This window comes from Rhodococcus sp. B7740 (genome assembly GCF_000954115.1).
Classification (GTDB): Bacteria; Actinomycetota; Actinomycetes; order Mycobacteriales; family Mycobacteriaceae; genus Rhodococcoides.
The window spans coordinates 1555812-1569284 of sequence record NZ_CP010797.1; the positions used below are offsets into that span (position 1 = coordinate 1555812).

At 65.6% G+C, this 13473-nt stretch carries 14 protein-coding genes; 6 read left to right on the plus strand and 8 right to left on the minus strand.

What is annotated here, in order from left to right; all coding sequences use genetic code 11:
• Nucleotides 1–36: 36 nt before the first annotated feature.
• A complete protein-coding gene (locus NY08_RS07135; RefSeq protein ID WP_032397776.1) occupies nucleotides 37–831 on the plus strand; it encodes an enoyl-CoA hydratase/isomerase family protein in 795 nt (264 codons plus the stop codon).
• Between the two features lie 5 nt (nucleotides 832–836).
• Here the strand turns inward: NY08_RS07135 and NY08_RS07140 are convergent, their stop codons facing one another.
• Genes NY08_RS07140 through NY08_RS07150 form a run of 3 tightly spaced genes read right to left on the minus strand, consistent with a single transcriptional unit; the run spans nucleotide 837 to nucleotide 3078 of the window.
• Nucleotides 837–1529, minus strand: a complete 693-nt coding sequence (locus NY08_RS07140; RefSeq protein ID WP_032397775.1) for a uracil-DNA glycosylase — start codon at nucleotides 1527–1529, stop codon at nucleotides 837–839.
• Entirely contained in the window at nucleotides 1526–2050 is a 525-nt protein-coding gene (locus NY08_RS07145) for a gamma carbonic anhydrase family protein (RefSeq protein ID WP_045195621.1), read from the minus strand. The genes NY08_RS07140 and NY08_RS07145 overlap by 4 nt, the downstream gene beginning before the upstream one ends.
• Before the next feature lie 38 nt (nucleotides 2051–2088).
• Nucleotides 2089–3078 carry a thiamine-phosphate kinase gene (locus tag NY08_RS07150; RefSeq protein WP_045195623.1) on the minus strand — a complete coding sequence of 330 codons (990 nt, stop codon included), beginning with the start codon at nucleotides 3076–3078 and terminating at the stop codon, nucleotides 2089–2091.
• 191 nt (nucleotides 3079–3269) lie between these two features.
• Between NY08_RS07150 and NY08_RS07155 the strand changes: the two genes are divergently transcribed.
• Nucleotides 3270–3518 carry an Lrp/AsnC ligand binding domain-containing protein gene (locus tag NY08_RS07155; protein ID WP_045195625.1) on the plus strand — a complete coding sequence of 83 codons (249 nt, stop codon included), beginning with the start codon at nucleotides 3270–3272 and terminating at the stop codon, nucleotides 3516–3518.
• A gap of 3 nt (nucleotides 3519–3521) precedes the next feature.
• Nucleotides 3522–4127: a DUF3515 domain-containing protein gene (locus tag NY08_RS07160; RefSeq protein ID WP_045195627.1), complete on the plus strand. Its 606-nt coding sequence runs from the start codon at nucleotides 3522–3524 to the stop codon at nucleotides 4125–4127.
• An 18-nt stretch (nucleotides 4128–4145) separates the two neighbouring features.
• Here the strand turns inward: NY08_RS07160 and NY08_RS07165 are convergent, their stop codons facing one another.
• Nucleotides 4146–5252, minus strand: coding sequence for a D-alanine--D-alanine ligase family protein (locus tag NY08_RS07165; protein ID WP_045199902.1), 1107 nt, complete (start codon nucleotides 5250–5252; stop codon nucleotides 4146–4148).
• A gap of 73 nt (nucleotides 5253–5325) precedes the next feature.
• Nucleotides 5326–6324: an NAD(P)H-dependent glycerol-3-phosphate dehydrogenase gene (locus NY08_RS07170; protein WP_032397770.1), complete on the minus strand. Its 999-nt coding sequence runs from the start codon at nucleotides 6322–6324 to the stop codon at nucleotides 5326–5328.
• 102 nt (nucleotides 6325–6426) lie between these two features.
• On the opposite strand from NY08_RS07170, the gene cofC reads away from it, so the two are divergent.
• From cofC to NY08_RS07185, 3 genes are all read left to right on the plus strand, one after another.
• Nucleotides 6427–7191, plus strand: coding sequence for a 2-phospho-L-lactate guanylyltransferase (gene cofC, locus NY08_RS07175; RefSeq protein WP_327205214.1), 765 nt, complete (start codon nucleotides 6427–6429; stop codon nucleotides 7189–7191).
• A gap of 193 nt (nucleotides 7192–7384) precedes the next feature.
• On the plus strand, nucleotides 7385–9505 hold the full coding sequence (locus NY08_RS07180; protein ID WP_230597037.1) for an RNA degradosome polyphosphate kinase: 2121 nt from the start codon (nucleotides 7385–7387) through the stop codon (nucleotides 9503–9505).
• Nucleotides 9505–10440 (plus strand): NUDIX hydrolase, encoded by a 936-nt coding sequence (locus NY08_RS07185; RefSeq protein ID WP_032397769.1) that lies wholly within the window; start codon nucleotides 9505–9507, stop codon nucleotides 10438–10440. The genes NY08_RS07180 and NY08_RS07185 overlap by 1 nt, the downstream gene beginning before the upstream one ends.
• Before the next feature lie 95 nt (nucleotides 10441–10535).
• Here NY08_RS07185 and NY08_RS07190 read toward each other — a convergent pair whose 3' ends face one another.
• From NY08_RS07190 to leuC, 3 genes are all read right to left on the minus strand, one after another.
• A complete protein-coding gene (locus tag NY08_RS07190) occupies nucleotides 10536–11225 on the minus strand; it encodes an HU family DNA-binding protein (RefSeq protein WP_032397768.1) in 690 nt (229 codons plus the stop codon).
• 148 nt (nucleotides 11226–11373) lie between these two features.
• Nucleotides 11374–11991: a 3-isopropylmalate dehydratase small subunit gene (leuD, locus tag NY08_RS07195; protein ID WP_032397767.1), complete on the minus strand. Its 618-nt coding sequence runs from the start codon at nucleotides 11989–11991 to the stop codon at nucleotides 11374–11376.
• 44 nt (nucleotides 11992–12035) lie between these two features.
• A complete protein-coding gene (gene leuC / locus NY08_RS07200; protein ID WP_032398343.1) occupies nucleotides 12036–13460 on the minus strand; it encodes a 3-isopropylmalate dehydratase large subunit in 1425 nt (474 codons plus the stop codon).
• Nucleotides 13461–13473: the final 13 nt, after the last annotated feature.

A 13473-nucleotide genomic window follows, 5' to 3' on the forward strand; every position in this document is an offset into this window, starting at 1 on the left:
CACTCGAACACTTGGACGTCCATTAGAATTCCGATTGTGAGTGATTCGGATGACTACGGTCCCAGCAAGGTCAGCATCGAGGACGGCGTGCTGCGCATCGTCGTCGCCACCGAGGCGGGCGGTGCCTCTCTCGACCTCGAAGGCATCGACGCCGGCACGGCGGCACTGCGATCCGTCAACGCCGGTACCACCGCGATCGGAAGCGTGCTCCTCATCGGCCGCGGGCCCAACTTCTGCGCAGGCGGAAACGTACGCGATTTCGCCGGAGCCGACGACCGCGGCGCATTCGTCGGTTCGGTCGCCGACACATTCCATGCATTCGTCCGCGAACTGGCCGCCGTCACCGTCCCGGTCGTCGCCGGGGTCCACGGCTGGGCGGCCGGGGCAGGCATGAGTCTGGTCTGTCTCACCGATATCGCCATCGGCGGACCGTCGACCAAACTGCGCCCTGCGTACCCTTCCATCGGATTCACCCCGGACGGAGGAATGTCCTGGACACTCCCCCGAATCGTCGGTTCGGGCCGCGCGATGGACATACTTCTGGGTGACTCGATCATCAACGGAGAGGACGCCGTTCGGCTCGGAATCCTCAGCCGGCTGGTGGGCGACGACATCGTCGACAGTGAGGCCGAGCGCCTCGCTCGAACCCTCGCCAACGGCCCGACATCGGCGTACCAGGGCATCAAGAGACTGCTCGGAAGCTCCGAATCAGCAACTCTGACAGAACAATTGGACGCCGAAGCCGCCTCGATATCGGTCGCTGCGGCGTCACCGGCCGGACGTGAAGGCGTCGACGCGTTCGTCGAGAAGCGTCGTCCCGACTTCTCCTGAACCGGTCACGGCAACGTCCAGTCGATCGGTTCGTCTCCGCCCTCGACCAACAGTTCGTTGACGCGGCTGAAGGGCTTGGATCCGAAGAAACCGCGTGAGGCGGACAGCGGTGACGGATGAGCGGATTCGATGAAGGGCACCGATCCGAGCATCGGCTTCAGGGTTGCCGCGTCACGTCCCCAGAGAACTGCCACCAGTCCGGGCGCGTCGGGGTTCTCCGCTCGGGCGACCAATGCCCGAATCGCTTGCTCGGTCACCGCTTCCCAGCCCTTCTTGCGGTGTGACGCCGCCTGCGACGGTTCGACGGTGAGCACCCTGTTGAGCAACATCACTCCCTGCTCCGACCAGGGTGTGAGATCGCCGGTGCTCGGCGTGGGCAGACCGAGATCGTCGGAATACTCCTTGAAGATGTTGCTCAGACTCCGCGGTACGGGTCGCACGTCGGGCGCGACAGAAAAGCTCAGGCCCACTGCGTGTCCCGGCGTGGGATACGGATCCTGACCGACGATGAGCACGCGAACCCGATCGAAGGGGTAGCGAAAAGCGCGCAGCACGTTCTCACCCGCGGGCAGGTAGTGCCGTCCGGCGGCGAGTTCGGCTCGCAGGAAGTCGCCCATCGCAGCGACATTCGTCTCGACCGGAGCGAGGGCAGCAGCCCAGCCCGACTCGACGCTCTCGGACAGCGGCCGGGGCGTCACCGGTCGATCCGGCGAAGCGCGTCGCGGTAGTACGCGGCATTGGCGGAGTACATCTGCACGTTGATGTCGACATGCCCCTCGGGAACCTGGTAGCCCTCGCGGATCTTGGCGGGCACGCCGAGCGCCATGGAACGTTCGGGAACGACGAACTTGAACGGCACCACCGCGCCTGCACCGACGATCGAGCCCGCCCCGATCTTCGATCCGTTCAGTACCACCGAGCCCGACGCGATGAGGCAGTTGTCCCCGATGGTCGCACCCTCGACGTGCGCATTGTGGCCCAGTACGCACCCGGAACCGATGACCGTTGCGTCGATCGGAGTGCAGTGAACCACGGTCCCGTCCTGCACGTTGGTGCCCTCGCCGATCGAGATGGTGCCGTAGTCGGCCCGCAGAACCGCAGTGGGCCACACCGACGATCCGGCAGCCAAGGTCACCGCTCCGATGACGACGGCGTCGGGATGAACGTAGGCGTCGGGGTGGATGTCGGGTTCGCGATCACCGAGCGCATAGATAGCCATCTCTGCAACTTAGCCGACTCGACCGACCCGACCCGCGTTCACTCGCCCTCGAAACTCGACCATCCCGAGCTACCCGCGTGGACGCGTCCGCCGACCGTCACTCGACCCGCAGGCGCACCGTCTCCGTGCTCGACGCGGCCGATCACCGTCCATCCCCCGGGAACGGCGGCGGCATCGGGGAAGGTGCCGACGAGCGCGTGATCCTCGCCTCCGGTCAGTACCCACTCCAGCGGATCGTGCCCCATCAGCGTTGCTGCCGAACGCAGTTCGACAGGGATCTCCAGCAGGTCGGGATCGAGGTCGACGAGAACGCCCGATGCGTCGGCGATGTGGCCGAGATCGGCCAGCAGCCCGTCGGAGACGTCGGTGAGCGAGGTCGCACCCGCCTCTGCGGCGTCGATCCCGGCGCGGTACGGCGGGACGGGCACTCGGTGTGCGTCCAACACGGCGTCGTGGCCCGTTCCGTCCCGGTCGCCGAGCAGCAGGGCCAGGCCGGCCGCGGACCAGCCGAGCCGCCCCGCATAGGCGATCACATCACCGGCACACGCCCCCGATCGAAGAACCGGGGCCCGGCCCTGGAGATCGCCGAGCGCGGTGATCGAGATCACCAGCTCCGGCGATTGCACCACATCGCCACCGACGACGGCCGATCCCGCAGCAACCGCCTCGAGCCACATGCCCTCGTTGAGACCGTCGGTCACGCTCACCGGAGTGTCGGCCGGGCATCCGAGAGAGACGAGAAAACCCGAGCACTGCGCGCCCATCGCGGCGATGTCCGCGCCGTTCTGCGCGATCGCCTTGCGGCCGATCTGTATCGGACTCGACCAGTCGAGCCGAAAGTGCCTGCCGTGCACCAACATATCGGTCGATGCCGCGATCCGACCGTCGGACGCGGCGACCACGGCTGCGTCGTCGCCGGGCCCGACGATGGTCGACGACGGCTGCTCGCGGCCCGTGATGGCCCGAGCGATCACGTCGAATTCGCCGACCTGAGCGACGGTGCGCTCACTGCCGGTGGCCGAGTCGATGACGGTGTCGTCGATGATGTTCCTCCCTGAGAACGCGGTGCGTGCGCGACGGTCTCGCGCGGAGCGAGTGCCGCGCCTGCGGTACCTTTTAGCGGCGGTCGGGACAGTACCGATGCAGCAGGTTACGTGCGAAGAGAACGTAGTCGAACCAACCTACAGTCGAGAAGTCCGGCAGGGGAAAGGGACCACCGATGGTGCAAGCATTCGTTCTCGTTCAGACCGAGGTCGGTCGTGCGACGGCCGTCGCACAACAGATCGAGGCCGTCGACGGTGTCGTGTCGGCCGAGGCAGTGGTCGGGCCCTACGACGTGATCGCGCGCGCCGACGGTGCCTCCGACGCCCAGATCGCCGAGATCGTCTCTCGCATCCAGAAGGTCGATGCCATCACTCGCACCCTCACCTGCCCCGTGGCCCCTCGGTCGACGACGTCCGTCGGATAGCTCGTGAATTCACCCGACACCGGCAACGACGCCGGCACCGAAGACGGCCCCGCCGAGACCGAGGGCACTCGCGAGCAGCGCCACCCCGCAGTCATCGCCACCGCGATCGCGCTACCGGTCGCGCTCGTCGTCGGAGTTCTGGTTGCCGCCATCGCGGTGAATCGCTCACCCGTCCTCCATCCGGTCGCGCTCGGCCCGGTCGACTCCCCCGATGCCGCGAGTGCGCAGTGCACGTCGCTGCTCGACGCCCTGCCCGAAGACCTCGGCGACTACACGAGAGCCGAACTGGCCGACCCGGCCCCGGTCGGAGTCCGCGCGTGGGTCTCGGCCGAGGAGAACGCCGAGCCGGTCGTGTTGCGCTGCGGTCTTCCCCGGCCGATCGGGTTCGATGTGGCCGCGCCGCTTCAGGTGATCAACGGCGTTCAGTGGTTCGAGGTGTCCGGCGCAGACGACGGAATCGACGCCAGCACGTGGTTCGTCGTCGATCGCGGTGTGTACGTTGCCCTGACGATTCCGGGCGACTCGGGCCCCACCCCGTTGCAGGACGCGTCCTCCGCCGTGTCGGGCGCGCTGCCCCAGCAACCTCTCGACCCGGCTCCGTTGCAGTAGCGCCGGGCCGCAACAGCTCTAACGCAAACCGGTACCGCGGGCGAGAGCGGTGTCGATCAGGGTGGCGATAAGCGTCGGGTAGTCGACGCCCGATTCGGCCCACATCTTGGGGTACATCGAGATCGAGGTGAACCCGGGCATGGTGTTGATCTCGTTGATGACCGGGCCGTTCTCGGTGACGAAGAAATCCACCCGCGCCAGACCCTGGCAGTCCAACGCGCGGAAGGCGGCGACGGCGAGCTCACGAATGCGGTCGCTCGTGGCGTCGTCGAGGGCAGCCGGGATGTCGAACTCACTGACATCGTCGAGATACTTGGTGTCGAAATCGTAGAAGGCATGATCGTCGATGTCCGCGTCGGGAATTCGGATCTCGGCGATGGCGCTCGCGCGCACGGTGCCGTCGGGAAATTCGAGCACTCCGCACTCGACCTCGCGGCCGTGGATCATGCCTTCGACGATGACCTTGGGGTCGTGTTCGCGTGCGACGGCGATCGCGGTGGGGAGTTGGTCCCACGCGGTGATGCGCGAGATTCCGATGGACGATCCGCCTCGGGCCGGCTTGACGAATGCGGGCAGGCCGATTCGGTCACGCTCGCCTGCCGTCAGGTCGTCGACCCCGCGTCGGAGTACCACCTGGCGACCTATCGGCAATCCTTCGGCACCGAGCAGCTTCTTGGTGAATTCCTTGTCCATCCCCGCAGCGCTGGCCAGCACGCCCGGCCCGACATACGGAACGCCTGCCAACTCGAGCAGACCCTGCAGGGTGCCGTCCTCGCCGTACGGTCCGTGCAGAACCGGGAACACGACGTCGACGGATGCGAGCACCGTCCCGCCTTCCCCCTCGCCGAGGGCGAGCAGAGCGCCGGCGTGACCCGGGTCCGTACTGAGAGCGAGCGCTGCCCCGGTCTTGTCCACGGTGGGCAGGACGCGGTCGTGAATCGTCAGCGCGTCGATGTCGGAAGAGCCGAGTACCCACGCACCGTCCGGGGTGATTCCCACCGGAACCACCTCGTACCTGGCCGGATCGAGGTTCTGCAGCACGCTACCTGCCGATACACAGGACACAGCGTGCTCGCTGCTGCGGCCCCCGAAGACGACGGCAACTTTGATGCGGGGAGTACTCACGATGAGAAACCGTACCGCCGCGGCTCGTCGAACGCGGATTCGCCCTGTTCGTCGCGAGACCGCGATCACTGCCTCACTCGGGCTTGATGCGACGTCCCAGCAGGTGCCCGACCGCATCCGGTACGGACATGCCGCCGTGACAGACGCGATGCACGGCGTCGGTCAGCGGCATCTCGACGTCGTAACTCTCCGCGAGCGCCCGGACCGAGGTACACGACTTGACGCCTTCGGCAACCTGCCCGTGCGCTGCTTCCTGCGCACTCTCGAGGGAGCCACCCGAACCCAGTCGTTCTCCGAACGTGCGATTACGCGAGAGGGGGGACGAGCAGGTGGCGACCAGGTCGCCCACGCCGGCCAGGCCCGACAGCGTCGACGGCTTGGCACCGAGTGCTACTCCGAGGCGGATGATCTCGGCCAGGCCCCTGGTCATGATCGACGCGAGGGTGTTCTCGCCGTATCCGACGCCTGCGGCCATCCCGCACGCGAGGGCGATGACGTTCTTGCAGGCACCCCCGATCTCGGCACCGATGACATCGCTGTTGGTGTAGGGCCTGAAATATCCTGTGGCACAGGATTTCTGAATCTCGAGGGCACGCTGGGAGTCGGAGCACGCGATGACTGTCGCGGCGGGCTGTCCCTCGGCGATCGGGCGCGCGAGGTTGGGCCCGGACAGGCACGCGACCCGGCTGGGATCCGCACCGGTGACCTGAGAGATCACCTGGCTCATCCGCATGAGCGTTCCGGTCTCGATCCCCTTCGCCAGGGAGAGCAGCGTCGCGTGCGGCGGAATCGAGTCGGTCCACGCCCCCAGATTGGCCCGCAGACTCTGTGAGGGCACGGCCAGCACCACGATGTCGGCTCCGTCGAGTGCACGGACGGGATCACTCGTCGCGCGAATCGAGGACGGCAGCTCGATTCCCGCAAGGTAGTCCTTGTTCTCGTGGTCGTCGGTGATGGATGCGGCGAGTTCCTCACGGCGGGCCCACATGGTGACGTCCGTTCCGGCATCTGCCAACACCTTGGCGAATGCGGTGCCCCACGAACCCGACCCCAATACCGCTGCTCTGCTCATTCCGCCAACCCCTCGCCTACTTCGCCGATGCCCTGTCCACGCGCGCATCACCCTAACTCGCAGACCTGCTCGGGCGGTCGGAGTCGGCACAGATCCATGACGCTGGCAGGATCGAGCACCATGGGTGCATCACGAGACGACTACGGCGACCGCGTCGTCAGGGTTCTCATCGCGGTGAAGGATCTGGCCACGGCGAAGTCGCGCCTGGCGGCGGAGTTCTCGGCACCCGACCGGACACGATTGGTGCTCGCGATGCTCAGCGACACCGTGGCCGCCGCAGACTCGGTGTCGGCTGTCGATTCGGTCACGGTGGTCACCCCGGATCCTCTCGTCGCGGACACCGCCCGCAGAATCGGTGCACGGGTGTTCGACGAACCGGTCCGCGATCCGGCACTGCAACCGGACGAACGCCTCAATCACGCGTTCGCGGCCGCGGCGCACGTACTGCGTCACGGTCACGTCGGCGCGGACGTCGATGGGGACGAGACCGTCAGCGCGGGCCACGTCGACATCATCGCGTTGCAGGCAGACCTTCCGGCGATGCGTTCGGCAGAACTCGCCCAGGCCTACGACCGCGCCCGGCGGGGAGGCAGATCACTCGTGGTCGATCATCACGGCACGGGAACCGCTGCCCTGATCCTCAAGGATTCCCCCGACGAGTTGACACCGCTGTTCGGACCGGACTCCGCACGCCGCCATACCGCCTCGGGCGCACGGGAACTCGACGGCGAGTGGCCTGGCCTTCGACTGGACGTGGACACCGCCGACGACGTCCGCAGAGCGCATCGTCTGGGAGTCGGACCGGCGACGGCGGCCGTTCTCCACTCGCTCGGGTGGAATGACGAGGCATCCGCGACGACTGCGTGACGGTAGGGACCGCCACGGCAGCCGGGTGAACGCCGACCCGAGTTCGGCCATCGGAGTTTCACCGACGCCGGGTATGGGGGATGATCGTGCGGTGAGCAAAGACGACGTGCAGCCAGCGAACCAGGATCCGCCGATCGAGACAGGAAAGGCCGCAGGCTCGGAGCCGGCGTGGAGCGCGCCGATCGCGTCGACGATGCCGAGCATCCCGTCCGCACTACCGGCCGCCACACCGGAATCGGTGGACGCTGCGACCGTTCTTCCCGAAAATCGCTATCTCAACCGAGAATTGAGCTGGCTCGATTTCAACTCGCGTGTCCTCGCTCTCGCCGAGGACTCCTCGCTGCCCTTGCTGGAGCGGGCGAAGTTTCTCGCCATCTACGCGTCCAATCTCGACGAGTTCTACATGGTCCGGGTCGCCGGTCTCAAACGTCGCGACGAAACCGGTCTGTCGGTTCGATCGGCCGACGGAATGACTCCTCGCGAACAGCTGGCGGTGATCGGGCAGCGCACCCAGGAACTTGCGCTCAAACACGCGCGAGTGCTGCTGGATTCGATTCTGCCCGAGCTCACCGCCGAGGGCATCGCGATCATCCGGTGGTCCGATCTGGACAGCGACGAGCGTGCGCGACTGTCGGACTACTTCACCGAACAGGTGTTCCCGGTTCTCACACCGCTGGCCGTCGACCCGGCGCACCCGTTCCCCTACATCAGCGGCCTGAGCCTCAATCTCGCTGTGACAGTGAAGGACTACTCCACGACCGGGGAGCACTTCGCCCGCGTCAAGGTCCCCGACAACGTCGATCGCTTCGTGCGCGTCAAGCGCGGCGAGGGCACTCACCGCATCGACGCCTTCCTGTCGATGGAGGAGTTGATCTCCGCTCACCTCCATGTGCTCTTCCCCGGCATGGAGGTCGTCGAGTCCCACGCGTTCCGGATCACGCGCAACGCCGATTTCGAGGTCGAGGAAGACCGCGACGAGGACCTGCTGCAGGCTCTGGAGCGAGAACTCGCTCGGCGGCGCTTCGGCTCGCCGGTCCGTCTCGAGATCGCCGACGACATGACCGAGCACATGCTCGAACTGCTGCTGCGTGAGCTCGACGTCGATCCCGGCGATGTCATCCAGGTTCCCGGACTGCTGGATCTGTCCTGCCTGTGGCAGGTCTACAGCGTCGACCGCCCCAACCTCAAGGACGCACCCTTCGTTCCTGCCACCCACCCCGCGTTCGGTGAACGCGAGACCCCCAAGAGCGTGTTCTCGACTCTGCGCGACGGCGACGTCCTGGTGCACCATCCGTACGATTCCTTCTCCACCAGCGTCCAACGCTTCATCGAGCAAGCAGCGGCCGATCCTCAGGTGCTCGCCATCAAGCAGACGCTCTATCGCACCTCGGGAGATTCGCCGATCGTCAATGCACTCGTCGACGCGGCCGGAGCGGGCAAGCAGGTCGTTGCACTGGTCGAGATCAAGGCGCGTTTCGACGAACAAGCCAACATCGAGTGGGCACGCAAGCTCGAAAAGGCGGGCGTGCACGTGGTCTACGGCCTCGTCGGCCTCAAGACGCACTGCAAGACCTGCCTGGTGGTGCGCCGAGAGGGGTCGGTCATTCGCCGGTACTGCCACATCGGTACCGGCAACTACAACCCCAAGACAGCGCGTATCTACGAGGACGTGGGCCTGCTGACGTCGTCGCCCGAAATCGGGGCCGACCTCACCGATCTGTTCAACTCGCTGACCGGATACTCGCGAAAGTCCAAGTACCGCAACCTTCTGGTCGCTCCGTACGGGGTGCGGCGCGGCATCGTCGAGCGCATCGAAGCGGAGGTCGAACACCTCAAGAGTGGCCGTGCGGCCGGAATTCGCCTCAAGGCCAACGCCTTGGTCGACGAGCAGGTCATCGACGCGCTCTACCGAGCATCGATTGCCGGAGTGCCGGTGAAGGTGGTGGTGCGCGGAATTTGTGCGCTCAAGCCAGGAGTTCCCGGGCTGTCGGAGAACATCGAAGTTCGTTCCATCCTCGGTCGATTCCTCGAACACTCACGGGTTCTGCATTTCCAGGGTGCGGACGAGTTCTGGATCGGCAGCGCAGACATGATGCACCGCAACCTCGATCGCCGAGTGGAGGTGATGGCTCAGGTCAAGGATCCCCGACTGGCGAACCAGCTCAGCGACATCTTCGATTCCGCCCTCGACCCCACCACTCGATGCTGGGAGTTGGGACCGGACGGCGGCTGGGTCGCGTCACCTGCTCGGGGCGAGAAGGTTCGTGAACATCAGGTCGACCTGATGCGCAGTCGGAGGAATCAGGCGTCCTGATGGGCACTTCCGACGGTTCTCCCCGCGCCAACATCTTTGCGGCCGGCTCGATCCTGTGGCGTCGTTCACCGAGCGGCGACTCCGGCGTCGAGGTCGCCTTGGTGCACAGGCCTAAATACGACGACTGGTCGTTCCCCAAGGGCAAGCTCGATCCCGGCGAGACAGCTGTCGACGCAGCGGTCCGAGAGGTGAAGGAGGAGACCGGATTCGACTCACGACTGGGGCGGTCGCTGTCCTACGTCACCTACCCGATTCCGGGGCACCGTCGGGTCAAGAAGGTGCTGTACTGGGCGGCCGAGGTCACCGGGGGCGAGTTCGTCCCCAATGTCGAGGTGGACGAACTGCGCTGGGTGGCACCCGAGGACGTCGGCCGCGAACTCTCGTACCCCATGGACCACAAGATCCTTCGCCGGTTCGTGGCCAAGCCTGCCGACACCTCGACGGTTCTGCTGGTTCGTCACGGCAGTGCCGGGTCGCGCTCGCGGTTCAAGGGCAACGATGTCGACCGTCCGCTCGACAGGACCGGACGGCGGCAGGCCCAATCCTTGGTCTCGCTGCTTCGTGCCTTCGGCGGTGATTCCGTGTACGCAGCCGACCGTGCTCGATGCGTCCAGACAGTAGCTCCGTTCGCCGAATCGTTGGGGGTGGACATCACTCCCGAGCATCTGCTGTCCGAGGAAGGCTACGCCGACGACCCTCGCAAGGGGCGACATCGCGCTCGCGACATAGCCGAACTGCCCGGCACCCCTGTTGTCTGCAGCCAGGGAAAGGTGATTCCCGACTTGATGCGGTGGTGGGCGGAGAAAGACGGAATCACGTTGCCTGCCAACCGAAATCGCAAGGGCAGCGTATGGGTGCTCTCGCGTCGTGACGGTCGGCTCATCGCCGCCGACCACATCGCCAGTCCGTTGCCCACCCTCACCGCCGACGGCTGAGCGGCGCAACACCAACGACAGAAGGCCCCCGACTCGATGTTCGAGTCGGGGGCCTTCCGCGGTGTTCACACTGTCATACGTGAAGCAGGCAGGCTCTACTTCTTCGCTGCGCGCTTCGCGGGTGCCTTCTTGGCCGGAGCCTTCTTGGCCGGAGCCTTCTTGGCAACGGTCTTCTTGGCCGCTGTCTTGGCCGGAGCCTTCTTGGCGGGAGCAGCAGTCGTTGCGGCCTTGCGCGCAGTCGTCTTGGCCGGAGCCTTCTTCGCAACGGTCTTGCGCGCGGTGGTCTTCGCGGGAGCTGCCTTCTTGGCGGCGGTCTTCGCGGGAGCCGCTGCCTTACGAGCTGTGGTCTTGGCCGGTGCTGCCTTCTTGGCGGCAGCGGTGGTTGCCTTGCGGGCGGTCGTCTTCACGGCAGCCTTCTTCGCAGCCGTCTTCTTCGCAGCCGCAGTCTTCTTGGCCGGAGCCGCAGCGGCACCGCGCTTGACGGCAGGACCGGTGGCGGGCAGCTTCTGGCCACCGGCGATGACGGCCTTGAACTGCGCACCCGGACGGAATGCCGGAACGTTGGTCGGCTTCACGCGAACGGTCTCGCCGGTGCGGGGGTTACGGGCGACGCGGGCTGCGCGACGACGCTGCTCGAACACGCCGAAGCCCGTGATCGTGACACTCTCGCCGCGGTGCACTGCGCGCACGATGGTGTCGACGATGTTCTCGACAGCCTCTGTGGCGCTCCGCCTATCAGACCCCAACTTCTCGGTCAGGGCGTCAATCAGCTCTGCCTTGTTCATGGATTTCCTCCGCTATATGGTGGCCCATCGTCGGACCGACTACTACAACGGTAAACCCCAAGTCGTCAAGAGTCTATGCGCCACGCCAATTTTCATTCTGGTGTCGCGGAATGATTCACGGCCGCAAAGCGTGTCGGACCGCCGCCGATCAGCTTTCGGCGGGTGTCTCGATCCGCGCCGGAAGGGTCAGGGGTTTGTATGAAGGCCTTGACTTTTCGTACTCCGTAATGGCCTCTACCTGGCGTAATGTCAATCCGATGTCGTCCAGACCCTCCAGCAGACGCCACCGCGTGTAGTCGTCAATCGCAAAGGGCACCACCAACGTTCCAGCCGTTACGGTCTTGTCGACGAGGTCGACAATTATTTCCAGACCGGGCTGTTCTTCTAAGGCTTTCCACAGCAATTCGACGTCGGACTGATCCACTTCGGCAGCCAGCAGCCCGGCCTTACCCGAGTTTCCGCGGAAGATATCGGCGAAACGGGAGGCGATCACGACCCGAAATCCGAAGTCCGAGAGTGCCCAGACGGCATGCTCGCGTGACGATCCCGTACCGAAGTCGGGCCCGGCAACGAGCACCGAGCCTCGGTCGTAGGGCTCGAGGTTCAACACGAAGTTCGGGTCCGAGCGCCAGGCGGCGAACAACCCGTCCTCGAATCCGGTGCGCGTGACGCGCTTGAGGTAGACCGCGGGGATTATCTGGTCGGTGTCGACGTTGGACCGCCGGAGCGGAACTCCGATACCGGTGTGTCGAGTGAAAGCTTCCATCGAATGTGCTCCTCTGAGTTCGATCGATCCGAGCGAAGACGCGTTTACGCGAGATCCGCCGGAGACGACAGGGTTCCGCGGATTGCCGTTGCCGCTGCTACCAACGGTGACACGAGATGGGTGCGCCCACCCTTGCCCTGCCTACCCTCGAAATTGCGGTTGGACGTCGACGCCGATCTCTCGCCCGACGCCAATTGGTCCGGGTTCATTCCCAGGCACATCGAGCAACCGGCCTGACGCCACTCCGCTCCTGCGGCCGTGAATATCTCACCCAGACCTTCCTCCTCGGCCTGCGCTCGCACCCGCATGGAACCCGGTACCACCAGCATTCGCACTCCGTCGGCAACCCGGTGTCCTTCGAGAACGGACGCGACGGCCCGCAGATCCTCGATTCGGCCGTTGGTGCACGAGCCGACGAACACGGTGTCGACGGCGATATCGCGGATGGGCGTTCCCGCTTCCAGACCCATGTACTGCAAGGCCTTCTGGGCTGCCACCCGCTCGCTCTCGTCGACCATCGCCTCCGGATCGGGCACCGTATCGCCAAGTGGCGCACCCTGACCCGGATTCGTTCCCCACGTGACGAACGGCGTCAACGTGTCGGCGTCGATGTGGACCTCGTTGTCGAACACCGCATCCGGATCGGTCGCCAATTCGTTCCACGCGGCCACCGCCGCATCCCAGTCGGCTCCGCGAGGAGCGTGCGGGCGTCCCTTCAGGTACTCGTAGGTGACCTCGTCGGGTGCGATCATGCCTGCCCGCGCTCCGGCTTCGATCGACATGTTGCAGATGGTCATTCGCGCTTCCATCGACAGCTTGCGAATGGCCTCACCGCGGTATTCGAGGACGTAGCCCTGACCGCCGCCGGTGCCGATCTGTGCGATGACGGCGAGGATGAGATCCTTGCTCGTCACACCGGGGGCGAGTTCTCCGTCGACGGTGATCGCCATCGTCTTGAAAGGACGCAGCGACAAGGTCTGCGTGGCCATGACGTGCTCGACCTCACTGGTGCCGATGCCCATTGCGATCGAGCCGAAGGCACCGTGCGTCGAGGTGTGACTGTCTCCGCACACCACGGTCATGCCGGGCTGGGTGAGACCCAGCTGTGGGCCGATGATGTGCACGATGCCCTGATCGAGATCGCCCATCGGATAGAGCCGAACACCGAATTCCTCGCAGTTGCGTCGAAGGGTGTCGACCTGCGTGCGCGAGACCAGATCGGCGATGGGCGCGAAGATGTCGGCCGTCGGGACGTTGTGGTCCTCGGTCGCGATCGTCAGATCGGGACGACGCAGCCCGCGGCCGGCCAACCGAAGTCCGTCGAACGCCTGCGGGCTCGTCACCTCGTGCACCAGATGGAGGTCGATGTAGATCAGATCCGGCTCACGCGCCCCGCCTTCGCCGCCGCCTCGGACCACCACATGCTGGTCCCATACCTTCTCCGCCAAAGTCTTCGGTGTTTCGGACATCGCTGTCACGGAC